The organism is Allokutzneria oryzae (assembly GCF_042429765.1).
GTDB classification, from domain to species: domain Bacteria; phylum Actinomycetota; class Actinomycetes; order Mycobacteriales; family Pseudonocardiaceae; genus Allokutzneria; species Allokutzneria oryzae.
Window position 1 is genome coordinate 354,446 of record NZ_JBHLZU010000002.1, and the last position, 24,450, is coordinate 378,895.

Annotated in this window: 24 protein-coding genes and 1 pseudogene; 10 read left to right on the forward strand and 15 right to left on the reverse strand. The window is 70.6% G+C overall.

Features of this window, described 5'->3' with window-relative positions; translation table 11 throughout:
- Positions 1–354: 354 nt before the first annotated feature.
- The 5 genes from ACFFQA_RS02040 to ACFFQA_RS02060 are packed head-to-tail and all read right to left on the reverse strand — an operon-like array spanning position 355 to position 3,866.
- Positions 355–828: a hypothetical protein gene (locus ACFFQA_RS02040; RefSeq protein WP_377849786.1), complete on the reverse strand. Its 474-nt coding sequence runs from the start codon at positions 826–828 to the stop codon at positions 355–357.
- The gene (locus ACFFQA_RS02045) at positions 825–1,979 is read right to left on the reverse strand and encodes a molybdopterin-dependent oxidoreductase (RefSeq protein ID WP_377849787.1); all 1,155 of its coding nucleotides are present in this window, start codon (positions 1,977–1,979) and stop codon (positions 825–827) included. Before ACFFQA_RS02045 ends, ACFFQA_RS02040 begins: the two co-directional genes overlap by 4 nt.
- On the reverse strand, positions 1,976–2,578 hold the full coding sequence (locus ACFFQA_RS02050; RefSeq protein WP_377849788.1) for a class I SAM-dependent methyltransferase: 603 nt from the start codon (positions 2,576–2,578) through the stop codon (positions 1,976–1,978). Before ACFFQA_RS02050 ends, ACFFQA_RS02045 begins: the two co-directional genes overlap by 4 nt.
- Positions 2,575–3,225 carry a TIGR04282 family arsenosugar biosynthesis glycosyltransferase gene (locus tag ACFFQA_RS02055; RefSeq protein WP_377849789.1) on the reverse strand — a complete coding sequence of 217 codons (651 nt, stop codon included), beginning with the start codon at positions 3,223–3,225 and terminating at the stop codon, positions 2,575–2,577. The genes ACFFQA_RS02050 and ACFFQA_RS02055 overlap by 4 nt, the downstream gene beginning before the upstream one ends.
- Positions 3,222–3,866, reverse strand: a complete 645-nt coding sequence (locus ACFFQA_RS02060) for a glycosyltransferase family 2 protein (protein WP_377850202.1) — start codon at positions 3,864–3,866, stop codon at positions 3,222–3,224. The genes ACFFQA_RS02055 and ACFFQA_RS02060 overlap by 4 nt, the downstream gene beginning before the upstream one ends.
- A 152-nt stretch (positions 3,867–4,018) precedes the next feature.
- Here ACFFQA_RS02060 and ACFFQA_RS02065 point away from each other — a divergent pair, with 152 nt between their 5' ends.
- Both ACFFQA_RS02065 and ACFFQA_RS02070 read left to right on the forward strand, forming a co-directional pair.
- A complete protein-coding gene (locus ACFFQA_RS02065; protein ID WP_377849790.1) occupies positions 4,019–5,299 on the forward strand; it encodes a hypothetical protein in 1,281 nt (426 codons plus the stop codon).
- Between the two features lie 3 nt (positions 5,300–5,302).
- Positions 5,303–6,328, forward strand: a complete 1,026-nt coding sequence (locus ACFFQA_RS02070; RefSeq protein ID WP_377849791.1) for a sensor histidine kinase — start codon at positions 5,303–5,305, stop codon at positions 6,326–6,328.
- Between the two features lie 255 nt (positions 6,329–6,583).
- Here ACFFQA_RS02070 and ACFFQA_RS02075 read toward each other — a convergent pair whose 3' ends face one another.
- From ACFFQA_RS02075 to ACFFQA_RS02090, 4 genes are all read right to left on the reverse strand, one after another.
- Complete coding sequence (locus tag ACFFQA_RS02075; protein ID WP_377849792.1) at positions 6,584–7,633, reverse strand: NAD-dependent epimerase/dehydratase family protein; 1,050 nt, start codon at positions 7,631–7,633, stop codon at positions 6,584–6,586.
- Between the two features lie 99 nt (positions 7,634–7,732).
- Positions 7,733–7,972, reverse strand: a complete 240-nt coding sequence (locus tag ACFFQA_RS02080; protein ID WP_377849793.1) for a glutaredoxin family protein — start codon at positions 7,970–7,972, stop codon at positions 7,733–7,735.
- Positions 7,969–8,625, reverse strand: a complete 657-nt coding sequence (locus ACFFQA_RS02085; RefSeq protein WP_377849794.1) for an anti-sigma factor family protein — start codon at positions 8,623–8,625, stop codon at positions 7,969–7,971. Before ACFFQA_RS02085 ends, ACFFQA_RS02080 begins: the two co-directional genes overlap by 4 nt.
- Positions 8,622–9,185, reverse strand: coding sequence for a sigma-70 family RNA polymerase sigma factor (locus ACFFQA_RS02090; RefSeq protein ID WP_377850203.1), 564 nt, complete (start codon positions 9,183–9,185; stop codon positions 8,622–8,624). The genes ACFFQA_RS02085 and ACFFQA_RS02090 overlap by 4 nt, the downstream gene beginning before the upstream one ends.
- 121 nt (positions 9,186–9,306) lie before the next feature.
- Here ACFFQA_RS02090 and ACFFQA_RS02095 point away from each other — a divergent pair, with 121 nt between their 5' ends.
- Positions 9,307–10,338, forward strand: coding sequence for an LCP family protein (locus tag ACFFQA_RS02095; RefSeq protein WP_377849795.1), 1,032 nt, complete (start codon positions 9,307–9,309; stop codon positions 10,336–10,338).
- A gap of 61 nt (positions 10,339–10,399) precedes the next feature.
- Here ACFFQA_RS02095 and ACFFQA_RS02100 read toward each other — a convergent pair whose 3' ends face one another.
- The 4 genes from ACFFQA_RS02100 to ACFFQA_RS02115 form a co-directional block, all read right to left on the reverse strand.
- Entirely contained in the window at positions 10,400–10,669 is a 270-nt protein-coding gene (locus ACFFQA_RS02100; protein ID WP_377849796.1) for a GlsB/YeaQ/YmgE family stress response membrane protein, read from the reverse strand.
- 112 nt (positions 10,670–10,781) lie between these two features.
- Complete coding sequence (locus tag ACFFQA_RS02105; RefSeq protein ID WP_377849798.1) at positions 10,782–11,366, reverse strand: TetR/AcrR family transcriptional regulator; 585 nt, start codon at positions 11,364–11,366, stop codon at positions 10,782–10,784.
- A 45-nt stretch (positions 11,367–11,411) separates the two neighbouring features.
- Positions 11,412–11,771 carry a VOC family protein gene (locus ACFFQA_RS02110; protein ID WP_377849799.1) on the reverse strand — a complete coding sequence of 120 codons (360 nt, stop codon included), beginning with the start codon at positions 11,769–11,771 and terminating at the stop codon, positions 11,412–11,414.
- Positions 11,768–12,556 (reverse strand): AraC family transcriptional regulator, encoded by a 789-nt coding sequence (locus ACFFQA_RS02115; RefSeq protein WP_377849800.1) that lies wholly within the window; start codon positions 12,554–12,556, stop codon positions 11,768–11,770. Before ACFFQA_RS02115 ends, ACFFQA_RS02110 begins: the two co-directional genes overlap by 4 nt.
- A gap of 90 nt (positions 12,557–12,646) precedes the next feature.
- Between ACFFQA_RS02115 and ACFFQA_RS02120 the strand changes: the two genes are divergently transcribed.
- Positions 12,647–14,224 (forward strand): Na+/H+ antiporter, encoded by a 1,578-nt coding sequence (locus tag ACFFQA_RS02120; RefSeq protein WP_377849801.1) that lies wholly within the window; start codon positions 12,647–12,649, stop codon positions 14,222–14,224.
- Positions 14,225–14,506: 282 nt separating this feature from the next.
- Here ACFFQA_RS02120 and ACFFQA_RS02125 read toward each other — a convergent pair whose 3' ends face one another.
- Both ACFFQA_RS02125 and ACFFQA_RS02130 read right to left on the reverse strand, forming a co-directional pair.
- Positions 14,507–15,658, reverse strand: a complete 1,152-nt coding sequence (locus ACFFQA_RS02125) for an NAD(P)/FAD-dependent oxidoreductase (RefSeq protein WP_377849802.1) — start codon at positions 15,656–15,658, stop codon at positions 14,507–14,509.
- The gene (locus ACFFQA_RS02130) at positions 15,655–15,972 is read right to left on the reverse strand and encodes a bifunctional 3-phenylpropionate/cinnamic acid dioxygenase ferredoxin subunit (RefSeq protein ID WP_377849803.1); all 318 of its coding nucleotides are present in this window, start codon (positions 15,970–15,972) and stop codon (positions 15,655–15,657) included. Before ACFFQA_RS02130 ends, ACFFQA_RS02125 begins: the two co-directional genes overlap by 4 nt.
- Before the next feature lie 123 nt (positions 15,973–16,095).
- Here ACFFQA_RS02130 and ACFFQA_RS02135 point away from each other — a divergent pair, with 123 nt between their 5' ends.
- From ACFFQA_RS02135 to ACFFQA_RS02160, 6 genes and pseudogenes are all read left to right on the forward strand, one after another.
- The gene (locus tag ACFFQA_RS02135; RefSeq protein ID WP_377849804.1) at positions 16,096–16,878 is read left to right on the forward strand and encodes an IclR family transcriptional regulator; all 783 of its coding nucleotides are present in this window, start codon (positions 16,096–16,098) and stop codon (positions 16,876–16,878) included.
- A 226-nt stretch (positions 16,879–17,104) separates the two neighbouring features.
- A pseudogene (locus tag ACFFQA_RS02140) lies at positions 17,105–18,188 on the forward strand (S-(hydroxymethyl)mycothiol dehydrogenase).
- Positions 18,188–20,593, forward strand: coding sequence for a GcvT family protein (locus ACFFQA_RS02145; RefSeq protein ID WP_377849805.1), 2,406 nt, complete (start codon positions 18,188–18,190; stop codon positions 20,591–20,593). The pseudogene ACFFQA_RS02140 and the gene ACFFQA_RS02145 overlap by 1 nt, the downstream one beginning before the upstream one ends.
- Before the next feature lie 14 nt (positions 20,594–20,607).
- Complete coding sequence (gene solA / locus ACFFQA_RS02150) at positions 20,608–21,738, forward strand: N-methyl-L-tryptophan oxidase (RefSeq protein WP_377849806.1); 1,131 nt, start codon at positions 20,608–20,610, stop codon at positions 21,736–21,738.
- The gene (locus ACFFQA_RS02155) at positions 21,735–22,862 is read left to right on the forward strand and encodes an aromatic ring-hydroxylating oxygenase subunit alpha (RefSeq protein ID WP_377849807.1); all 1,128 of its coding nucleotides are present in this window, start codon (positions 21,735–21,737) and stop codon (positions 22,860–22,862) included. The genes solA and ACFFQA_RS02155 overlap by 4 nt, the downstream gene beginning before the upstream one ends.
- A gap of 116 nt (positions 22,863–22,978) precedes the next feature.
- Entirely contained in the window at positions 22,979–24,439 is a 1,461-nt protein-coding gene (locus ACFFQA_RS02160) for an aldehyde dehydrogenase family protein (RefSeq protein ID WP_377849808.1), read from the forward strand.
- The last annotated feature ends 11 nt before the right edge of the window (positions 24,440–24,450 follow it).

The following is a 24,450-nucleotide window of genomic DNA, read 5'->3' on the forward strand; positions in this document are numbered from 1 at the left end:
CGCACCCGACTGGCGCCGCACCCGACTGGCGTCCCCATCCGGCGCCCCCATCCGTCGCCCGCACCCGACTGGCGCCCCCATCCGGCGCCCGCACCCGACTGGCGCCGCACCCGACTGGCGTCCCCATCCGTCGCCCGCACCCGGCGCCGCACCCGACTGGCGTCCCCATCCGGCGTCCCCATCCGCCTCCGCACCCGACTGGCGCCCCCACCCGGCGCCGCACCCGCCGCCCCCATCCGGCGCCCCCACCCGCGTGTCACTCAATTTCGCGTTTTGTAGGCTTAATGCGAATTGGGAGCGCTCTCTTGCGCAATAAGCCTACAAAACGCGAAAACCCTGACCGCGCCTGCCGGCTCACGCGTGCACAGCGTGGCGCGGGGTTGACGCGTCATTTCGGGACGACTTGCAGGACGGGCGCTGATGACGGGCGCCGGAGTTCTTCCCGCGCGGCCACACGCCCGCTACGAGCACGACGAGCCACACGACGCCGAGTGCGACGAGCAGTCCCGAGCCGTAGTCCCGGTCGTGCAGCCCCGGATTGGCCGGAGCGTTCGGGGCCCACAACAGCGGAACCGCGATCAGACCGAGCACTCCCGTGGTGACCAGGCCACCCGCGAGCAGGCTCGCCCAGCGCGGCGAACACGACTGGTACAGCAGCAGACCGATACCACCGACCAGCGGAGCCACCAGGACGTCGTGCAGGACCGGCCCACCGAGCAGCCAAGCGCCGAACGACCACATCTCCGGGCCGGTGAGCAACGGCAACGCCAGCACGGCTCCCCACAGGCCGAGCGCGACCCCTGCTCCGCCCAGCACCCAACGCGTCATGGCATGACCTCCAGCCTGGAGACCCACTTCGTCTGCAACACACCGGGCCTGCTCGGCGCGATCAGGCGGCACGGGTAGCCGTGGTCGATGTCCAGCTCCTCGCCGTTGAGCCTCAAGGCCAGCAGCGTGAGCGGGTCGGCAGCGTGGATGGGCGGCAGCACACTGGAGCGGTACTTGCCCGCGCGCTCCAGTGACTCGACGACCACTGTGGACATTGGTTCGGCTCCCGCTGCTTTCAGCAGGTCAGCGACGCGGACGCCGGTCCAGTGGGCGGACGCGCTCCAGCCCTCGACGCACGCGATCGGCAGCTCGGCCTCGACCTGCGGCATGGCCTGGAGCTGCGCCAGCGTGAACCGCGCGGTCCTCGGACCGACCACCTCAAGCGTCCACTGTGGATTGACTCGCGCCACCCCGGCCGCGGTGGCCGTCCGGTTGACCGGGACCCCCTGCGGCCCCTTGCCGGAACGCCACGCCAGGACCGACATGTCCCGCAGCCAGGGCACCGTCGAGCCCGCTGTCGCCAGGACGGCGGCACCGGTCGCGGCTCCGGTGCCGAGCAGGAACCCGCGTCGGGACAGGGCGGACGTGCGCTTGGACGCCTCCTCGGGCTCGCGGACCGGCCGTCGCAGCGCCGTGCGGATCACCGGCAGCTTCACCGCGATGTGCACCAGCAGCGCGCCGACCGCGATCCAGGCCGCCGCGTAATGGGCTGTCGGGAAGAAGAACGACCACGGGTAGTTCTGCGCGACGTTGAACAAGCCGGTGGCGAGCTCGAAGAACGCCGCCGCGACGAGAACCAGGATCGAGCCGCGTTCCAGCGCGTGCGGCAGCGAGCGGATGGCCGGTCTGCTGAACAGCTTGGGGTAGACGCTCCACAGCTTCGCCAGCAGCAGCGGGATCGACGCGATACCGGAGACCACGTGCACGCCCTGTGTGATCCGGTACAGACTGACCGGCCGCGTCGGCCAGGTGAACCAGCCCGGCGGGTTCTGGATGCCGTGGCTGAGCAGGCCCGTGGCGAAGCACAGTCCAAACGCGACACCCAGCCACAGCCCGATCCGCGCCGCGACCCGCTCGTCGTGCACCGGTGAACGAAAGTCCGATTCGGACGGTGGTTCGGGCAGGCGCCGCAGGAGCCGCTTGAGATTCATGGCTTTTCCACTTCCGCGAACCAGCGGCCGGAGTGTTCATTGACCCGTAGCGTGCGCAGGCCCGCGACGGCGGCGACCATGCCGATCGACTCCGCGCCCACCCAGGCCCAGTCGAACCACGGCCCGCCGGCCATCCGCGCGCGATCCCTGCGCACGCCGCCACCGGGTGGGTCGACCTCGACCACCGCGCGCCCGCTCGCGGCGAGCAGCTCCGCCACGCGGGACAGCAGCGCCACGGGATTGCCCCCGATGCCGAGGTTGCCGTCGGCCAGCAACACGTGCTGCCAGCGCCCTTCGCCCGGCAGCGGGTCGAACACGTCTCGGCGCAGCGCCAACCCGCCCCGCTGGGTGGTCAACCGCACAGCCACGGCTGAGATGTCCACGCCCAGTGCGGGAACGCCGCGCGCGGCCAGCGCCACCGTGAGCCTGCCGGGACCGCAGCCGATGTCCAGGCTGGGACCCCGGCACGCGCCGAGCATCACCTCGTCGGCGGCGTCGGCTTCGGCGATCCAGCGGTCCGGATGCAGCTCCCTGCGTTCTCCGCCCGCGGTGTCCAGCCAGCTCGGAGTGCCGAGCAGAGCAGCGTCGAACACGGTCATCGCAACGCCTCCACGGCTTGGGCGAAGCGGCCGGCCGGTACGGCGTCGGCGACCGCGAACGCGTCCACCATCGTGTCCACATCGGACAGCATGGGGAGTTCTGACACGTCAAGTCCCTTGTCCGACAGTGCTTTCACGGTGAGATCACCTGTATCGTCCTGTGACATCGGCACCGACCGCAGCACCTCCGCGTGGTTGGGGTCGCGCAGTCCCAACGCCCACCAACCACCGTCGGGCGCACGGCCGACCGCCGCGTCCCGAATCGCGGCGAACGCCGACCTCAACAGCAGAGGGCTCACCTGCGGCGTGTCCATGCCGATCTGCACGACGGGCAGTCCGGGGCTGCGCCGTGCGACTTCGGCGTGCGCGGCCGCGAGCCGGTCCGCGAAGGACTCACCTCGCTGCTCGAAGACCTGGCACTGAGCGAGCAGAGCGGCTATTTCGTTGCTGCGCCGGGCTTGCGCCAACGAGCCGGTGAACGCGACATACGGCGTCGTGCCCGGAGTGCGGAGGACGGCGTCCAAGGTGTCCAGCAGTGCCGCAGCAGCGATCTCAGCCGCCTGGTGCGGTGTCGCGGGCGGGCACAGTCGTGTCTTCGCCAAGCCCGGTACGGGGGCCTTGGCAACCACAAGTAGCGCGCCGTTCATCGCAGCACCCCGGCCATGTCGTGCACCGCGCGCAGCGTGCCGCGCACGGAACCGGAGACCTTCGAGCGCGTTCCCGCCGCGCGTGGCTTGTAAGCGACGTCGAACTCCTGCACTCGCCAGTTGGCGGCGCCTGCCCGCAACAGCAGCTCCAGCGGGTAGCCGAACCGCCGGTCGGTGATGTTGAGCTCCAGCAACGCTTCCCGGTAGGCGACGCGGATCGGCCCGATATCGCGCACCGGCAGCCCACGGCGTCGCAGCAGGCCGGCCAGCACGGCGTTGCCCGCACGGGCGTGCCACGGCCACGCGCCGCGCTCAGCGGGGACGCGGCGGCCAACCGCGAGATCGACCCGCCCGCAGGCGACGGCTTCGACGAGCCTGGGCAGCTCACCCGGGTCGAGGGAGCCGTCCGCGTCGAGCACGCACACCAGCTGCGAACGGCTCGCGAGCAGGCCGGTGTGCACGGCGGCGCCGTAACCGGGGCTCGGTTCATGCACGACCGTCGCGCCGTGCGCCCGAGCGACCTCCGGGGAGCCGTCGCTCGAACCGTTGTCCACCACAACCGCGCGGTAGCCGGGCGGCAGCGCGGCGAGCACATCCGGCAGCGCGGCCGCTTCGTCCAGGCACGGGAACACCACGTCGATCTCATCCACGCGTCGGACGCTAGGTCCACCGTGGACGGTCAGGAAGCCTTGCAGTGCTTACCAAATCATGACGTCCGACCAGGTATTACGGAAGTCTGACGGAACAGCCTCAGTGAGCTTCGTCGCGGTGCAGCGGCCCTACTGTGCCTCCTATGACCACGCGTCGCGCCGACCTCGTCGCCGTGGGCGTCGCAGCTGTCCTGCTCGCCGCCGCGGTCGCGGTCGGCTACCACCTCAACTCCGTCGGCGCGCCGATCTTTGCCCGTGCCGCCCCGGTCTTCGGCGAGTGGGCCCCGCACATCGGCCCTGGAACCCCCTTCGCGGTGGTGATCGCGATCGCGGTGTGCGCCTGGGGCCCTGATCTCGTCAAACGCTTGACGTGGCGACACGCCTTGGTGTCCGGCTACCTGACCGCCCTCGCGTGGACCTTCGCACTGGCCATGGTCGACGGATGGCGGACAGGCTTCGCGGACAAGCTCGCCAGCCGCGACGAGTACCTGCACGAGGTCCCCGGCATCGTGGACATCCCGGCGATGCTGCGCGGCTTCACCGCCCGGATCCTCGACTACCAACCGGACTCGTGGACGACCCACGTGTCGGGCCACCCACCCGGCGCGACCCTGGTCTTCGTGTGGCTGGACCGCATCGGTCTCGGCGGCGGCGCGTGGGCGGCCATCGCCTGCGTCGTCGTCGGGTCGGCCGTCGTGGTCGCGGTCCCGGTCACCCTGAGTTCTCTCGGAGCGCCGGACGCCGCCCGCGCGGCGCTCCCGTTCCTCGTGCTGTTCCCCGGCGCGGTGTGGGTCGGAGCGTCGGCCGACGGGCTCTTCGCCGGAGTCACGGCGACGGGAGTCGCGCTGGTGGCGCTCGGTCGCAGAAGCACCTGGCTGGCAGGGGGAGCGCTGCTCGGCTTCGGCATCTACCTGTCCTACGGCCTGGTGTTGCTGGGGCCGTTGGCGTTGGTGGTCGCCCTGATGAGCGGCAGGTGGCGCGCGGTCGGCTACACGGTGCTCGGAGCACTCGTGGTCGCCTCGGCGTTCACACTGGCCGGATTCTGGTGGCTGGACGGTTACCACCTGGTGATCGACCGGTACTACCAAGGAATCGGGCTCTACCGGCCCTATGGATACTGGGTGTGGGCCAACCTGGCGTGCCTGCTGCTGGCGACCGGTCCGGCGGTGGCTCCGGGGCTGCAGAGGTTGTTCGGTTCGCGGGACCGGCTGCTGCTGTTCATCGTCGGAGCCGCCGTCCTCGCGGTGCTGGCCGCCACCCTTTCGGGGCTGAGCAAGGCCGAGGTCGAGCGGATCTGGCTACCGTTCGCGGTCTGGCTGCTGCCCGCGGTGGCCCTGCTGCCGAACCGGGACCACCGGGGCTGGCTCGCCGCGCAAGCGGTGACCGCGCTCGCGGTGAACCACCTCCTGCTGACGAACTGGTGACCTGTGGACGAGATCCTGGCCCACCTGGCGCACATCGCCCCCTACGCGGTGGGGCTGTCGCTGCCGGTGTTCCTGCTCGGCGGCTGGCTGCTGCACGCGTTGCGCGACCGCTCGCTGACCACCTCGATGACCGTGCTGATCCTGATCCCGCTCGGAGCGACCTTCGCGGGCGCGGTGGGCATCAGCGGCTTCATGTTCACCCCGACCCTGACGATCACGCTGCTGGTCTGCCTGCTCGTCGCGGCGGTCACGGTGCCGATGGCGGTCCTGCTCGGCAGGGGCATCGCCAAGCGGACGGTGTGGGAACGCGAGGCCCGCGCCAGGGAACGCGCGGCCGAGGCGTCCCGCCGCGAGCTCGTCGCCTGGATCAGCCACGACCTGCGCACCCCGCTCGCCGGAATCAGCGCGATGGCCGAGGCACTCTCCGACGGAGTGGTCGCGGACCCGGTCGAGGTGCGCGACTACGGCGGCCGGATCGGCACGGAGGCGGTGCGGCTCAACGCGATGGTGGAGGACCTCTTCGAGCTGTCCAAGATCACCGCGGGGGCGCTGAAGCTGACGATGGCCCCGGTGGCGCTGCGCGAGGTGATCGAGGAGGCGGTCAGCGCCTCGCACCCGGCGGCCGACCGCAAGGGCGTCAACCTCGCGGCGGAGCCGGGTGCCTGGCCGGTGGTGCAGGGCAGCACCCCGGAACTGTCGCGAGTCCTGCGGAACCTGCTGTCCAACGCGATCCGGCACACCCCGGCCTCGGGATCGGTGGTGGTGCGCGCGGGCCACGACGACCGGGAGGCGTGGCTGGCGGTGGACGACGGCTGCGGCGGCATCCCGGCGGAGGAGCTGGACCGCGTGTTCGAGGTGGCCTTCCGCGGCACCCCGGCCCGCACCCCGGACCACGGCCACCAGCCCGCGGGGGCGGGCCTGGGCCTGGCGATCGCCCGCGGCCTGGTCGAGGCGCACAAGGGCAGCATCGAGGCCCGCAACCACGGCCCCGGCTGCCGCTTCGAGCTCCGCCTCCCCCTGGCCCTCTAGCCCCCTAGCCCCCGCCGCCCTCCGTCCCACCCCCGCTGTTTTTCGCGTTTTGTAGGCTTATTGTGAATTTGGGGCGCTATTTTTCGCATTATGCCTACAAAACGCGACCTTTCCAGTCACCTCGTGGGACCGATGAGAAGTGGGACCGATGAGGGTGGGGCCGACGAATGAGAAGTGGGGCCGATGGGGGTGGGGGCCGACGGATGAGAAGTGGGCCGATGAGAGTGGGGCCGATGGATGAGTGGGCCCACCAGGTCAGGTGCGGAGGGGGTCGGTGGCGAACGCGTGGACGCCGGAGGTGAAGGTGGTGCGGGCCTTGAAGCCCAGGAGGTGAGCGGCCTTGGCCGGGTCGGCCACGATGTGGCGGACGTCGCCGGGCCGGGCTCCACCGACCACCTCCGGCATCGGGCCGCCGTGGGCCACCGCCAGCTCCACCGCCAGCTCGCCGACCGTGCGCGGGTCGCCGGAGCACACGTTGACCGCTTCGAGCGCGCCCGTGGGCGGTTCGGTCTCCAGCGCCAGCACGTTGGCCAGAGCCACATCCGTGACGTGCACGAAGTCCCTTCGCTGGGCGCCGTCCTCCATCAGCCGGGGCGCCTCACCACGGGCGAGCGAGGAGCGGAACATCGACGCCACTCCGGCGTAGGGGGTGTCGCGGGGCATCCGGGGGCCGTAGACGTTGTGGTAGCGCAGCGCCCACACGCCGCCGCCGGTCTGACGCGCCCATGCCGCCGCCAGGTGTTCCTGGGCCAGTTTCGTTGCGGCGTAAGTGCTTCGTGGCTCCAACGGCGCGTCTTCGGAGATCAGCTCCGAGGCCAGCGGCTCGGCGCAGCTCGGGCAGGGCGGTTCGAAACGGCCCGCTTCGATGTCCTCCCAGCGGCGTTGGGCCGGGCGCACCACGCCGTGTTCCGCGCAGCGGTAGCGGCCTTCGCCGTACACCACCATCGACGAGGCCAGGACGAGCCGCTTCACGCCGACCCGGTGCATCGTCGCGAGCAGGACCGCCGTGCCGTAGTCGTTGTGCAGCGCGTAGTCCGGGGCGTCCGTGGGATCGACGCCGTGACCGACCATCGCCGCCTGGTGGCACACCGCTTCCACTGTGGACAGAACCTCGGTGAGCTTGGCGGAGTCCCTGATGTCGGCCCGCACCAAGGGATACGGCTCGCACCACGAGGGGACCGTCGCGCCGGCGTGGGCCGCTGGCAGGAAGGCGTCCAGCAGCACTGGTTCATGTCCTTGCGCCGCAAGGGCGTCGGCGATGTGGGATCCGACGAACCCGGCACCGCCGGTCACGAGTACTCGCACTCCGCCGACGCTAGGACCTCGGCGGCCCTCCGTCGCCCCCGAAGGCCCCGCCGTCACAAATCCGTCAGATTTGCGGCGGGGCCGTCCGGACGGGACCGGTCAGGCGGCCGCTGCGGCGACCACCTCGGCCACGGACGGGTTGACCAGCGACTTTTCGCCGACGAAGACCGTGGGAACGACCTCGTTGCCGTTGGCCACCGCGCGCACCCTGGCCGCCGCGTCCGGGTCCTCCCAGATGTTGACCTCGCGAACGGTCAGGTCGGTCCGGGACAGGCCCGCGCGCAGCGCCGAGCAGAAACCGCAGCCGGGACGCCAGTAGAACTCCACGATCGCACTCATGGCTCCAGTATGACCAGGTCCCTGCCGTCGGACGTGCGCACCTCGAAGCGCGCGATCTCCTCGCGCCGCAGCGCCGTCATCCCGCTGGCGACCAAAGGCTTCGGCTGGCTCGGCACACCGTAGCCGTACTGCGGCACCGCCCAGTCCATCAGCGGCCGGGTGACACCGGTCCTGGTCACCGCGCGCAGCTCGCAGCTGAGCGGGCCGGTGATGCCGCCCAGCTCCAGCCGCACCTCGGTGCCCCACGGCTTGCCGTCGACCGCGAGCTTCGCCCAGACCTCGCCCTTGGTCGCCGTCAGCGTCGTTGACCGGTCCGGCCACGGGTCCGACGGCAACGAGCCCAGCACCAGCAGCGGTCCGGCGATGATCAGCACCAGCGCCGCCGCCGCGGCGACCACCCAGGTGCGCCTGCGCCTGCGCCGGTCGGCCGCCACCCGCTCCAGCAGGCCGGTCAGCACCACGTCGTCGTCGAGCCGCGGTCGCGGGCGCTCGTCGACCTGGTCGAGCAGATCCGGCAGCGGGGCGAAGGCCTTCAGCTCCCGCTGGCACTGCGCGCACTCCATCAGGTGCGCCTCGAACGCCTCGGTCTCCTCGTCGGAGAGCGCACCCACCACGTAGGCGCCCAGGTCGGTGTGTTCCAACGACGGCCTCATCGGGTGACTCCTCGGTCGTCGAGGGCCCGGCGCAGCGCGCGCATCGCGTAGTACACACGCGACTTCACCGTTCCCGCCGGAATCCCCAGTAGTTCCGCCGCCTCGGTGACGCTGCGGCCGTGCAGGTGGGTGTGCACGAGCACGTCCCGGTGCTCCTGGCTCAGCGCCGCCATGGCCTCGGATACCACCATCGCGGCCAGCGACGCCTCGGTCCGGTCGGGTACCGGGACCCGCTCCAGTGGCGCGGCGTCGACCTCCTGCGGGCGCGCGCCTCTGCTCCGCCGCGCGTCGATGACGATCCGCCTGGCGACGGTGAACAGCCACGCGCGCAACAGGTCCGGGTCGCGTTCCAGCCGCTCCGCGTGCCGCCACGCGCGCAACAGCGTCTCCTGCACCACGTCCTCGGCCCAGTGCCGGTCGCCGCCGGTCAGCTTCAGCGCGTGACCGAGCAACGGCCCGCCGAAACGCTCGTAGAGCGTGGTGACGAGCTCGGCGTCGGCGGTGGGTGGCACGGCTTCGCGGCCGGACCGTGTCCGGCCTGCTCGGGTGAACCGGCTCAGCGCCATCCCGACATCTTGGCGGTTGTGCCCCGGAAGGTCGAACGCGGCGCGTCCGTTTCCGCGAGCCCGGCGGTCGCGAGCCCGATCTGCGTATCGTTGGCCGCGTGCGAATGGACGCGACATGAACGCTCCCTACGGTCGGTCAGGCTACGCCTATGACGACAGGCGGCGGGCTCCCGCGCGGAGGCCACGCCGCAAGGTGCGGATCGGCAGAATCGTGCTGGTCGTGCTGCTGGTGCTCGCGGTGGCTTTCGTGGGCACGTGGATCTACGTGGACTCCTCGCTCAACCGCACGGACGCGCTGCCGGAGTACTCCGGCAGGCCCGCCGAGACGCCGGGGACCACATGGCTGATCGTCGGGTCGGACAGCCGTGAGGGACTGTCCGAGGAGGACAGGGAGGAGCTGGCCACCGGTGGCGCCGCGGGCAAGCGCACCGACACAATGATGCTGCTGCACCTGCCGTCCAGCAGCGCCAAGCCGACACTGGTCAGCCTGCCCCGCGACTCCTACGTGCAGATCCCCGGCAAGCGCAAGCAGAAGCTCAACGCGGCCTTCGCCATGGGTGGCCCGCAGCTGCTGGTGCGGACCGTCGAGCAGGAGACCGGGCTGCGCATCGACCACTACGCCGAGATCGGCTTCGGCGGGTTCGTCGGCATCGTGGACTCCCTCGGCGGCGTGGACATGTGCATCGACAAGGCGATGCACGACCCGAAGGCCGGGCTGGACCTCCAGCCGGGCTGCCAGGAGCTCGACGGCGCGCAGGCGCTGGGCTACGTCCGCACCAGGGCCAGCGCCCGCGCCGACCTCGACCGGATCGAGCGGCAGCGCGCGTTCATGTCGGCGGTGATGGACAAGGCCACCAGCTGGGGCACGATTCTCAACCCGTTCCGGGTTTTCCCGCTGCTCAGCGACGTTCCGGCGGCGATGATCGTGAACAACGACGACCACCTGCACCACCTGGCCGGGCTGGCGTGGGGCATGCGCGGGGCGGGCAGCGGCGCCGTGGTCACCACGACCGTGCCGATCGGCCGCACCGGCAACATCTCCGGCGTCGGTTCCACCGTCCAGTGGGACAAGACGAAGGCGGCCCAGCTCTTCGACGCGCTCAAGCGCGACGTCGACGTGCCGTCCTCGGTCATCGTCGGCGGCTAGCGCCCGGCAGCACGCGAAGGGCCCCCGGGGTGATCCCCGGGGGCCCTTCGCGATGGTGGTCTCAGACGGCCTGCCTGCTCCTGGAGCCCGCGATCGCGATCACGCCGACCGCGGCGATGATGACCTGGACCGCGACCTCGACCAGCCACGGCAGGCTGAAGAAGAACCAGCCGAAGACGGTCACGAGCGCGGTGCCGAGCAGAGCGGCGACGATACCGACGACGACGGTGGTCAGCGCCGAGACCTTCTGCTCGCCCGGCACGATCAGACGGCCGAGCGCACCGATGATCGCGCCGACCAGGATGGCACTGAAGAACCCGGTGATGGCCACGTTGTGTCCTCTCATCTCCGCCGGTCACGGCGGCTGGCTGATGACACAAGACTGCCCGCGCGGGCGCCCGCGCGGATCAGGTCTCAGCCCTGAAATCCGGCCACGTCATCCCCTAGTGGTCGCTCGGGGCGGCGATGCCGCCGCGCAGCGTCGCCATGACCGCGCGCACCGTGTCCGTCCGGGCCAGCGTGCCGTCCATCGTCGCCAGCCACGCCTCGTTGACCAGCGAGTCCGTCACCTGGAGCAGCCACTCCGCCGGTAGGTCGGCGCGCAGCTCGCCACTGGCCTGCCCGCGCCGGAGCAGCTCCAGGAACGGGGCGAGCGCGGCGCTGTCACTGCTGGCCAGCTTGGTGTCGCTGTCCAGGTCGTGCTCCTGCAGCAGGAAGTAGTAGCGCTCGCCCATCGCGACGAACTCGTAGATCACCCGCTCGATGGCTTCCCAGACCGGCACGCACTCCAGGTCGGCGCGGGCCAGCACCTCGGTGGTCTCGCGCACCACCTCGTAGGCCAGCTCGCGCACCAGTGCGGCGCGGTCGGGGAAGTAGCGGTGCAGCGTGGTGCGCCCGACCCCGGCCTCCCGCGCCACCGTGGACAGGGAGGCTCCGCGGTCTCTGGCGAAGACCAGCGCCGCCGCGGTGAGGATGGCCCGGCGGGTACGGGCACGGACTCCGGACTCCTCAACCGCTTCGCCTGTCACGGGCGAGCACCTTACCGACTCCGCGTTCACGTCCGAAGTGGACGATCACGCCGGGACGTAGGTGCCGAAGGTCCAGAGGTTGCCCTCGGGGTCGCGGGCGGTGTACTCCCGGGAGCCGTGGTCCTTGTCGGCGGGTCCGTGCACGACCTCCGCGCCCGCCGCCACCGCGCGGGAGTGGTGGCCGTCCGGGTCGGCGACCGTCAGGTACAGCCACGACGACCCTCCGCCGGACGCGGCGGTACCGATCATGATGGTGTCGTCGTCCCAGCCGAGCTCGGCGTGCCGGACGACGCCGTCCGCGTCGGCGTAGACGGCCCGCTCGGTCAGGCCGAACACGGAGACCAGCCACGGGAGGACCGCGGCCGCGTCGCGGTAGCGCAGGCTCGGGAAGACGGACTGGCTCACGGCTCTCCTCGGGGGACGAGTACGGGTTCGAGCGCGCGGAACTCGGTCGGCGTGCAGCCGGCGAGCGCGCGGAACTCGCGGTTGAAGTGGGACTGGTCGCAGTAGCCGCAGCGCAGCGCCAGCTCCGCCGGGGACACCCGCCCCAGCAGCGCGATCGCGTGCTGGAACCGCGCCACCCTGGCCACCACCTTCGGCGGCAGGCCGACGTGCTCGCGGAACCGGGTGACCAGGCGGCCCCGGCTCCAGCCGAGCTCCTCGGCCAGCGACAGCACCGGCACCCGGCCCGCGCTGCCCGCGATGCGCCGCCACGCCCAGTCGAGCTCGCGAGGCGGCGCGGGGCCCTCGGCCAGCCGCCGCAGCAGGAACCGCTCCAGCAGCGCGAAGCGCGAGGGCCAGTCCGGCAGGTGCGCGAGCCGGTCGGCCAGCTCGTCCCCGGCCCGGCCGAGCACGTCGCCGAGGTGGGCGACCGCACCGGCCAGCTCGCTCATCGGCAGGCCGAGCAGCCGGTAGCCGCCGAGCGGGGTCAGGCGGGCCTCGATGCCGTGCTGGACGCCGAAGTGCGTGGTCAGGACCGGCACGTCGTGCAGCCCGGCGACGAAGGACTCGACGAGGGCGCGCTCGACCTCCAGCGGCTCACCGAAGCTGATGACCACGGTGATGCCCAGGTGCGGCAGCTCGCGGCGGGACAACGGACCCGCCGTCCGCTCCCGGTAGCCGCAGAAGTCGCGGACGTGCGCGGACAGCGGGGGACCCGGGTGGTGGTGGGTCAGCTCCGCCGTGGCCATGCCTGCTGTCTACCCGCCACCCCTGACACTCGCGAGCGGAGAGCCGCTCCAGCCGTTAACGTCCGAGGTCAGCCGCTGGAGGGAGCGCGCGTGTCGGAACTGGCTGTGATCATCGGGCTGATGCTGGCGACCGTGCTGCTCGTCGGCGTCGGCGAACGCATCCGGCTGCCGTACCCGGTTCTGGTGACAGTGCTGGGCATCGCGGTGGCCCTGATCCCGGGCCTGCCGGTGCTCGTGGTCCCGCCGGAGCTGATTCTGCCGCTGTTCCTGCCGCCACTGCTCTACGCCACCGCGCAGCGCACCTCGTGGTCGATGTTCAAGGTCCGCTGGCGCAGCATCCTGTTGCTCGCGGTGGTGCTGGTGCTGATCACGGTCGCGGCCGTCGCGGTGACCGCGTGGCTGCTCGTCCCGGGCATCACCATCGCCGCCGCGGTGGCACTCGGAGCCCTGACCGCACCGCCCGATCCCGTTGCGGCGGAAGCGGTAGCGGGGCCGCTGCGGATGCCACGCCGACTCGTCGCGGTCTTGCAGAGCGAAGGGCTGTTCAACGACGCCGTCGCCCTGGTGATCTACCAGCTGGCCGTCGCCGCTGCGGTGACCGGTTCGTATTCGCCGTGGGGCGCGCTGCTGCGGTTCGTCTACTCCGCCCCGGCGGCGGTGGTGCTCGGACTCGCGCTGGGCTGGGTGGCGAGGTGGGTGCTGACCCGCACCGCCGAGGCCACCGCCCGCAGCGGCCTGACGCTGGTGATTCCTTTCGCCGCATACCTTCTCGCCGAGAGCGTGCACGCCTCCGGAGTGCTCGCGGTCGTCACCGTCGCGCTCTACATCGGGCACACGGTGGACGAGTCCGACGTTGACGGGCGGCTCAGCGGCGGCGCCTTCTGGGAGGTCGTCGAGCTCCTGGTGACCGGTGTGGCGTTCGGGCTGATCGGCTTGGAGCTGCGCGAGGTCCTGACGGCGAACGAGGGGCGGCTGCTGGAGATCGGCGGGCGGGCCGCGCTGATCTGCGTCGTGGTGATCGTCGTGCGCACGCTGTGGCTGGGGATGGGCGCGTGGCTCGTCGGCCGCTCCGGCGACCCGGAGCGCGCGCCGCGCAACTGGCGCGAAGGGCTCGTGCTGTCGTGGTGCGGGATGCGTGGGCTGGCGACGCTGGCGCTGGCGCTGGCGATCCCGCTGGCCACCGACGCGGGGGCGGAGTTCCCCGCCCGCGCGGAGCTGCTGCTGATCGCCTTCGCGGTGATCGTGGTGACGATGGTGTTGCCGGGCTTGACGTTGCCCGCGCTGGTGAAGGTGCTCGGGGTGCAGGCGGAGTCCGACGCGGAGCAGGCCGCGGACGAGCTGCTGGCCAAGCGCGCGTACAAGGCGGGGATCAAGCGGCTCAAGGAGCTCGACGCGATCCGCGACCTGCCGGAGGACATGTTCGCCAAGATCCAGTCGCGGCAGAAGGGACTGCTCGCGGCGCTCTACGCGGACAAGGAGCCGCAGAACTACGAGGAGGAGCAGGCGCTGCGCATCAAGAGCATCCAGCTCTTCCGGGAGATCCAGATCGAGGTCCTCGCCGCCGCCCGCCGCGAGGTCCTCAAGGCGCGCACCGAGGCGGGCACCGATCCCCAGGCGGTCGACCGAGTGCTGCGCCGGATCGACCTGCGCAGCGCGCAGATGCACTAGCCGCACTGGCTGGCTGGCGTGGTCGGGTTTTCGCGTTTTGTCACCTTGATGCGCGAAAGAGCGCTCCCATTTCGCATTAAGCCTACAAAACGCGAACTGGGGGGCACGTGTGTTGGGCGCCGGGGGCGGTGAGGTCGGCGCGGGCGCGGGCGCGGGGCGCGGGGCGGTGTGGTGGGCGCCGGGGCGGCGATGAGGTGGGCGTGGGTGGTGAGGTCGGGGTGGGGGTGGGTGGCGAGGTGGCGGGGGTGGTGAGGTGGGGGTCGGGCAGGGGGGTCAGGGGGGTCAGGGCGGGTTGAGCGCCGGTGTCAGACCGCGTCGTCTGCGACCGAACGACCGCGCGCTGTTGAAGCCGAGCACGCCCACGTCCACGCCGTCTCTTCGCCATACGGCGAGGAATCCCCGGTCGGCGACGCTGCCCTCCACGATCTCGACGCTGTCATCCGGGCGCACTCGTCCCGCGAACTGGATGCGCACGCCGTACTGGTCCGACCAGAAGTACGGCACGTGCGCGCAGGACTCGACCAGCTCTCCGGCGAGCAGGTTGCGCACCGCGGTCCTCGGCTGCTCGGTCGCGCTGGTCCAGTGTTCCACCCGCACTCCGCCGACGTTGGCCACGTCGCCAACAGCGACCACAGTGGACAGTGATGTCCGGCAGCCCGGATCGCAGACGATCCCGTTGTCCACCAACAGTCCTGAGCCCGTCAGCCATCCGGTTGTCGGCACGACTCCCACGCCCACAACGACCACGTCGGCGGAGACGCTGCTCCCGTCGGTCAGCAGGACCTCCCGGACTCGGTGGTCTCCGCTGAGGCCCACCACTCCCGTGCCGCAGAGCAGCCGGACCCCGTGGTCGCCGTGGAGTGCCGCGCACGCTTCGGCCATCTCGGTTCCCAGCGCCGCCAAGGGTTTCGGGGCGGCTTCGAGCACCGTCACGTGGAGCCCGCGCGCCGCGCAGGAGGAGGCGACCTCCGCTCCGATGAAGCCCGCTCCGACCACCACCACCCGTTCGGCCGCCTCAAGGTCGGCGCGCAGGGCGAGCGCGTCATCGAGGGTGCGCAGGGTGTGGACGCCGCCGAGCCCCCCTTGCCCCACAAGGGTTCTCGGCCGGGCCCCGGTCGCGATGACCACGCCGTCTGCGACCACCTCGTGGTCGTCGTCGAGCCGGACCGCGCGGCCCGCCGGGGTCAGGCCGGTCGCGGTCGTGCCGAGCAGCCACTCCGCGTCCAGCTCCGCCAGCTCGTCGTCGTCGGTGAGCGCGAGGTCGGCGGGTTCGGCCCGGCCGAGGAGGAAGTCCTTGGACAGCGGCGGCCGGTCGTAGGGGCGGTGCGGCTCGTCGCCGATGATCACCAGTCGGCCGTCGAAGCCCTGGGACCGCAGCTCACGGGCCGCCGAGAGCCCGGCCAGGGACGCGCCGACGACGGCGACCGTTCTCAAGCGACTTCCTCGGCGAGACCCTGGTGCAGCCAGATGACGTCATCGACAACACTCACTTGGTGGGTTCGCACGGGCTTCTTCGCCGGTAGACAGGTGGGCAGCCCGGTGCGCAGGTCGAAGGAGGCCGCGTGCAACGGGCACTCGACCCAGCAACCCTCCAACCAGCCCTCCGACAACGACGCGTCCTGGTGTGAGCAGGTGTCGTCGATCGCGTAGATCACCCCGTCGGCGTTGAACACCGCGATCGGCACGTCCGCGTCCACGCGGATGGACTCGCCGGGAGGCAGCTGGGAGAGGTCGCAGACGCGCAGCATCGGGTCTCCTTGTTGCGTATGGGGAAACCTATCGTGCAATACGCAACAGGGTGCGACCCAGGGCCGTGACGCGTCAAGAGACCCGTCTGGAGCAGTGCGCCCGCGCGTGACTACCGTGGGCACATGGTCAACGGATCCGGAACGGGCCGCAGTGGCGCGAACTCTGTGCAGTCCGTGGACCGCGCGGTCAGCGTGCTGGAGATCCTCGCCAAGCACGGCGAGGCCGGGGTGACCGACGTCGCCGCCGAGCTCGGGGTGCACAAGTCGACCGCGTTCCGCCTGCTCGGAGCGCTGGAGCACCGGGGCCTGGTGGAGCAGACCGGGGACCGGGGCAAGTACCGGCTCGGCGTGGGCATCGTCCGGCTCGCCGGGGCGACCGCGGCCCGGCTCGACCTGTCCCAGGAGACCCGCCCGGTGTGCGAGCAGCTCGCCGCGCGGCTCGGCGAGACGGTCAACGTCGCCATCGCCGACCACGACGCCGCGGTCAACGTCGCGCAGGTCCGCGGCTCCGCCGCCGTGACCAGCCACAACTGGGTCGGCAGGCGCACGCCGCTGCACGCCACCTCCAGCGGCAAGGTCCTGCTCGCGTTCCTGCCGCCGGAGCGGCTGCGCCTGGCGCTGGCCCGCCCGCTGGCCCGGTTCACCGACAACACCGTGACCTCGACGAAGTCGCTGCGCGAGCAGTTGGTCCAGGTCAGGGCCACCGGCTGCGCGTTCTCCTTCGAGGAGCTGGAGATCGGCCTGAACGCGGCCGCCGCCCCCGTGCGCTCCTACGACGGCGTCGTGGTCGGCGCGATCAGCGTGTCCGGACCGTCCTACCGGCTCACCGAGCAGCGCCTGCGCGAGGTCACCCAGCAGGTCGTCGAGGCGGGCGTCGAGGCGTCGCGCCGCATGGGCTTCAACTGACGCTGCTCCAAGCGCGGTAAGGCAAACCGGCGGGTCTTGACACGGCCTGCGGTGGGACCCATGGTGTCTCCAATCGCACAACACCGCGCACCATGCGCAACAAACCCCTGTATCCCCGGCCGGAACGGCCTTGTTTCTTAGTCGCGCGCCCGCGCGCGATTCCCACTCCGCACGAGCTTCAAACCTCGATTCCGACATGACGTCCACCACGGAACGGAGAAAGCCAGTGCCGCAGGAGGTTCGCGCCGTCGTGGCGCGCAAGCGCAACGAGCCGGTCGGGGTCGAGACGATCGTCGTCCCGGACCCGGGTCCCGGTGAGGCGGTGGTGAAGGTGCTGGCCTGCGGGGTCTGCCACACCGACCTGCACTACCGCGACGGCGGCATCAACGACGAGTTCCCGTTCCTGCTCGGCCACGAGGCGGCCGGGCTGGTGGAGTCGGTCGGGCCGGACGTGACCGACCTGGCTCCCGGCGACTACGTGGTGATCGCGTGGCGGGCGCCGTGCGGCGGCTGCCGGTCCTGTCGCCGTGGCAGGCCCTGGTACTGCTTCGACAGCCGCAACGCGACGCAGCCCATGACGCTGGCCGACGGCACGCCGCTCAGCCCGGCGCTGGGCATCGGCGCGTTCGCGGAGAAGACCCTGGTCCACAGTGGACAATGCGTGCTGGTCGACAAGGCCGCGCGCCCGGAGGCGGCAGGGCTGATCGGCTGCGGGGTGATGGCCGGGTTCGGTGCCGCGGTCAACACCGGCACGGTGAGCAGGGGCGACACCGTCGCGGTGATCGGCTGTGGCGGGGTCGGCAACGCCGCCGTGGCCGGGGCCGCTGTCGCCGGGGCACGGCTGATCGCGGCGGTGGACGTCGATGACGCGAAGCTCGACGCGGCAATGGGTTTCGGCGCCACACACGGTCAACTCCCGCACGGCCGACCCGGTGGAAGCGGTTCGTGAGCTCACCGGTGGTCACGGCGCGGACGTGGTGATCGAGGCCGTCGGCATCGCCGAGACCTACCGGCAGGCGTTCTACATGCGCGACCACGCGGGCACGGTCGTCCAGGTCGGCGTCCCCACCCCCGAGATCACCATCGACCTGCCGCTGATCGACCTGTTCTCCCGTGGTGGCGCGCTCAGGTCCAGCTGGTACGGGGACTGCTTGCCCAGCAGGGACTTCCCGATGCTCATCGACCTCTACCTCAGCGGCAAGCTCGACCTCGACGCCTTCGTCACCGAGACGATCGGCCTTGACGAGGTCGAGCACGCCTTCGCGCGGATGCACTCCGGCAGAGTCCTGCGTTCGGTGGTGGTGTTCTGATGCCCCCCAAGGTGATCGTGATCGGGGCCGGGATCGTCGGCTGCTCGCTGGCGGACGAGCTGACCGCGCGCGGCTGGACCGACGTGACCGTGCTCGACCAGGGGCCGCTGTTCGCCACGGGCGGGTCCAGCTCGCACGCGCCCGGCCTGGTGTTCCAGACCAACCCGTCCAAGACCATGACGTCCTTCGCCGCGTACACGGTGCGCAAGCTCGCCGCGCTCGACGGGGCGTTCAACCAGGTCGGCGGCCTGGAGCTGGCCACGACCCCGGAGCGGTTGGCCGAGATGGAAAGGCGGCACGGCTTCGCCCAGGCGTGGGGTGTGCGAAGCGAGCTGCTCTCGCCGAGGGAGTGCCTGGAGCTGTGGCCGATGCTCGACGCCGACCAGGTGCTCGGCGGGTTCCACACCCCCGACGACGGGTTGGCGAAGGCCGTGCGTGCCGGAGAAGCCCAGGCGCGGCGGGCGATGGCGCGCGGCGCGGTGTTCCTCGGTGGCCAGCCGGTGGTCGAGATCCTCCAGGCGAACGGCCGAGTCGCCGGTGTTCGCACGGAGCACGACACGTTCCCCGCCGACATCGTGGTCTCCGCCGCCGGGTTCTGGGGACAGCGCGTCGGCGCGATGGTCGGCATGACCGTGCCGCTGATTCCCCTTGCGCACCAATATGTCCGCACTACCCAGGTCGCCGGGCTGGACGCCTCGCGCGAGGCCGGTCGGCCGATCCTGCGGCACCAGGACCGCGACCTGTACTTCCGCGAGCACCACGACCGCATCGGCATCGGTTCCTACGCGCACCGGCCGATGCCCGTCGACCTCGACGACCTCAGCGACACCGGGCAGATGCCCTCGATGCTGGAGTTCACCGAGGCGGACTTCGCCGGGCCGTGGCAGGACTGTCAGCGACTGCTGCCCGCGCTCGCCGAAGCCAAGGTGGACGAGGGGTTCAACGGGATCTTCTCGTTCACACCGGACGGGTTCCCGCTGCTCGGCGAGTCCCGTGAGGTGCGCGGCTTCTGGTTGGCCGAAGCCGTGTGGGTCACGCACTCCGCCGGTGTGGCCGAGGCCGTCGCGGAGTGGCTGGTGCACGGGCAGTCCACAGTGGACTTGCACGAGTGCGACGTGCACCGCTTCGAGGAGGTCCAGCTCGCTCCGGACTACATCGCCGAGCGGGGCTGCCAGAACTTCGTCGAGGTCTACGACATCCTGCACCCGTCGCAACCCATGGAGTCGCCGCGTCCGCTCCGGGTGAGCCCGTTCCACACCCGCCAACGCGAGCTCGGCGCGGTGTTCCTCGAAGCGGCGGGATGGGAGCGGCCGCACTGGTACTCGGCGAACGCGAACCTCGCCGAGGGGCTAGACCTGCCGGGGCGGGACTCGTGGTCGGCGCGGTACTGGTCGCCGATCGCCGCCGCCGAGGCGAGGCACACGCGGGAGAAGGTCGCCCTCTACGACATGACCCCGCTCAAACGGCTTGAAGTGGCAGGGCCTGGCGCGCTGGAGTTCCTCCAACGGATGACCACCAACAACCTCGCCAAGAAGCCTGGCGCGGTCACCTACACGTTGTTGCTCGACCGCACCGGCGGAGTCCGCAGCGACCTCACCGTGGCTCGACTCGCGGCCGACCGGTTCCAGGTTGGCGCCAACGGAAACCTGGACCTGGACTGGCTGAACCGCCACCTGCCGCCGGACAGTTCGGTGCAGATCCGGGACATCACCGCGGGCACGTGTTGTGTCGGGGTGTGGGGGCCGCTCGCGCGGGATCTCGTCCAGCCGCTGACCAGTTCTGACTTCTCGCACAAGGGATTCGGTTACTTCAAGGCGAAGCACGCCTACCTCGGCAACGTTCCGGTCACCGCGATGCGACTGTCCTATGTGGGCGAACTGGGCTGGGAGCTCTACACCAGCGCGGATCTCGGACAGCGGCTGTGGGACCTGTTGTGGGAAGCCGGTCAGGAGCACGGCGTGATCGCAGCCGGGCGCAGTGCGTTCAACAGTCTTCGGCTGGAGAAGGGCTATCGCGCGTGGGGGACCGACATGACGCCGGAGCACGATCCGTACGAAGCGGGTCTCGGCTTCGCGGTGCGGATGGACGCGGGCGACTTCATCGGACGTGACGCACTCGTGGACCGCACAGAGCCACGCCGACGGCTCGTGTGCCTGACGCTCGACGACCGCACACACGTCGTGCTGGGCAAGGAACCGGTGTACAGCAAACGCGAAGTCGTCGGATACGTGACCAGCGCCGCGTACGGGTACACCATCGACAAGCCGATCGCCTACGCGTGGTTGCCTACGACGCTCGCGCAGCCCGGTACCCCCGTCGAGATCGGCTACTTCGGCAGCCGTTACCGGGCGACCGTGGCCGCCGAACCGTTGTTCGACCCGGAGATGACCCGCATCCGTCGCTGACCGGAGGAGAACCGATGTACGACGTCATCGTCGCTGGACTCGGTGGAATGGGCAGTGCGGCGGCACATCACCTGTCGAGCAGAGGAGCGCGCGTGCTCGGGCTGGAGCGGTTCGGCCCCGCGCACGCCAATGGCTCCAGTCACGGCGGCTCGCGGATCATCCGGCAGTCTTACTTCGAGGACCCCGCCTACGTTCCGTTGCTGCTACGGGCGTACGAGCTGTGGGAGAAGCTGGAGCGGGACTCCGGGCGCGATCTGCTGTCGATGACCGGCGGGGTCATGGTCGGCCCGCCGTTGAGCAAGACCGTCGCGGGCAGCCTGCTGTCCGCGCAACAGTGGGGCCTTCCGCACGAGATGTTGGACGCCGACGAGATCCGAAGACGGTTTCCCACACTGACGCCAGAGCCGGACGAAGTCGCGCTGTACGAGGCTCGTGCCGGATTCGTCCGTCCAGAGGAGACGGTCACCGCCCACCTCCAGCTCGCCGCCGCTCGCGCGGACATCCACTTCGAAGAGCCGATGGTGGCATTCGAGTCCACTTCGGACGGAGTGCGTGTCGTCACCGCGAAGAGGACCTATGAGGCGGGGGAGCTGGTGATCTGTCCCGGCGCATGGGCTCCGGATCTGTTGGCGGACCTCAACGTGCCGTTCGCCATCGAGCGCCAGATCCAGTACTGGTTCGACCCGGCAGGTGGAGTCGCGCAGTTCGACCACAGCCACCACCCGATCTACATCTGGGAGAACGCCGAGGGCGTGCAGGTCTACGGATTCCCCGCGCACGACGGCCCTTCCGGAGGCGCGAAGGTCGCGTTCTTCCGCAAGGGCGTGCTGTGCACCCCGGACACCATCGACCGCACCGTGTACCAGGACGAGATCGACGCGATGGCTGCTCACATGGCCACGCGAATCCCGAACCTGCCGGGAAAGTTCCTCCGCGCGGCGACGTGCATGTACACCACGACCCCCGATGAGCACTTCGTGATCGCCCGGCACCCCGCGCACGAGCGAGTCACCGTCGCCTGCGGGTTCTCCGGGCACGGCTTCAAGTTCGTCCCCGTCGTCGGCGAGATCCTGGCCGACCTCGCCCTCGACGGCCGCACCGAGCACCCGATCGCGCTGTTCGACCCGAGCAGGAGCTTCGCATGACCACCACGGGCCTGCCCCCATCGCTGATCCCGACCCTGCCCGGCCGCGATTACACCGACCCGGAGAACTTCCGGCGCGAACAGGAGCGCATCTTCGAGCGGATGTGGTTCTGCGCGGCGCGCTGTGACGAGTTCGCCAAACCGGGCGCGTTCCGAACTGTCCAAATAGGACGCGAGAGCGTGATGATCACGCGCAACCGCTCCGGCGGGCTGCGCGCGTTCCTCAACATCTGCCGCCACCGCGGCGCGAAGCTGTGCGTCGAGGAGAGCGGGGAGGTGCGGCGCAACTTCCAGTGCCCGTACCACGCGTGGACCTACGACCTGGACGGCAAGCTGATCGCCGCGCCGAACCTGACGAAGATGCCGGACATCGACCGCACGACCTACGGCCTGGTCAACGTGCATCTGAAGGAATGGCTGGGCTATGTGTGGTTGTGCCTTGCCGACGAGCCGCCGTCGTTCGAGGACACCGTGTTGCGCGAGGTGGTCGACCGACTCGGCGACTCGGAGTCCCTCGACCGCTACGAGGTGGACACGCTGACCCTGGGACGGCGGATCACCTATGACGTGAGGGCGAATTGGAAGCTCATCGTCGAGAACTTCATGGAGTGCTACCACTGCGCCACCATCCACCCCGAGCTGACCGAGGTCCTGCCGGAGTTCGCCGACGGTTACGCCGCGCAGTACTACGTCGGTCATGGAGCCGAGTTCGCCGAGGAGGCCAAGGGCTTCACCGTCGACGGCAGCGAGGGCTTCGGCCGGCTGCCCGGGATCGCCGACGACCAGGACCGGCGCTACTACGCGATCACCATCAAACCGCAGGTGTTCGTCAACATGGTGCCCGACCACGTCATCATCCACCGCATGTTCCCGCTCGCCGCCGACCGCACGGTGGTGGAGTGCGACTGGCTCTACTCCAAGGAGGTCGTGGAGCGGGGCCGCGACGTCTCCCGCTCCGTCGAGCTCTTCCACCGTGTCAACCAGCAGGATTTCGACGCGTGCGAACGGTGTCAGCCCGCGATGGACTCCCGCGCCTACCGCGAGGGCGGGGTCCTGGTGCCGAGTGAGCACCACATCGGCGAGTTCCACAAGTGGGTTGTCGAACGGACGGCGGACAGCCGGTAGTCGGGTGTTCCCGCTGAGCTGGGGCTGATGTGAAGAATTCCTCAGTTCAGCCGTTCTGACGCGGCGGGCCGCTCGCGGCCTGGGCTAGGGTCGGATCCCGGAAGAAGGGACATCCGATGCCTGAGCTGTACGTCGGGGGCAGGTGGGTGTCGGCGAGCGCCGGGAACCGGCGTGAGATCCGATGTCCGGCCGACCACACGCTTGTGTCCACTGTGGATGAAGCGACCCGCGAGGACACCGAGGCCGCGATCGCGGCTGCCAGAACGGCTTTCGACGAGGGGCCGTGGCCGCGCACACCGGCGGTGGAGCGCGGCAGGCTGCTGCTGAAGGTCGCTGACCTGCTCCAGCGCGACAAGGCGGACTTCGCCCGCGCGGAGTCGCTGGACACCGGCAAACGCCTGGTGGAGAGCGAGTACGACATCGACGACGTGACGGCCTGTTTCCGCTACTTCGCGGCGCAGGTCGGCACGGAGTCGGGCCGCGTCGTCGACGCCAACAACCCGGACGTGCTCAGTCGCGTCGTGCACGAACCCGTTGGCGTGTGCGGACTCATCACACCGTGGAACTACCCGCTGCTGCAGACGGCGTGGAAGGTCGCGCCCGCGTTGGCGGCGGGCTGCACCTTCGTGCTCAAGCCGAGCGAGCTCACCCCCTCCACGGCGATCCTGCTGATGAAGGTGCTTGAGGAGGCGGGACTGCCCGCCGGGGTCGCCAACCTGGTGCTCGGCGCGGGGCCGGAGGCGGGGGCGCCGCTGTCCGAGCATCCCGACGTGGACCTGGTGTCCTTCACCGGTGGGCTGGCCACGGGGCAGCGCATCATGGCCTCCGCCGCCGCGACGGTGAAGAAGGTGGCGCTGGAGCTCGGCGGCAAGAACCCCAACATCGTCTTCGCGGACGCGGACTTCGAGACCGCCGTCGACTACGCGCTGACCGCGGTTTTCCTGCATTCCGGCCAGGTCTGCTCGGCGGGAGCGCGGCTGATCGTCCAGGACGAGCTGCACGACCGCTTCGTCGACGAGATCGTCCGCCGTGCCGAGCGGATCCGCCTCGGCGGCCCGTTCGACGACAACGCGGAGACCGGACCGCTGATCTCGGAGGCGCATCGGGCGAAGGTCGAGGCGTATGTCGCCGCTGGTGTCGCGGAAGGCGCGGTGCTGCGCTGCGGCGGAAAGGCTCCGGAGGTACCCGGTTTCTACTATCCGCCAACGGTTCTGGACGAGTGCCGCTCCGGAATGTCTGTGGTGCGCGACGAGTCCTTCGGTCCCGTGCTGACAGTGGAGCGGTTCACCGACGAGGACGACGCCGTGCGCATCGGCAACGACACCTTCTACGGTCTGGCCGGAGCGGTGTGGACCAGCGACGCGGGCAAGGCGCAGCGGGTCGCGGCACGGCTGCGGCACGGGACCGTGTGGATCAACGACTACCACCCCTACGTGCCGCAGGCGGAATGGGGCGGTTTCAAGCGGTCCGGCGTGGGCCGAGAGCTCGGCCCGAGCGGACTCGACGAGTACCGGGAGACCAAGCACATCTGGCAGAACCTCAGGCCGGAGCCGCAGAACTGGTTCTCCGGGAGCTGAAAACGGTTCCC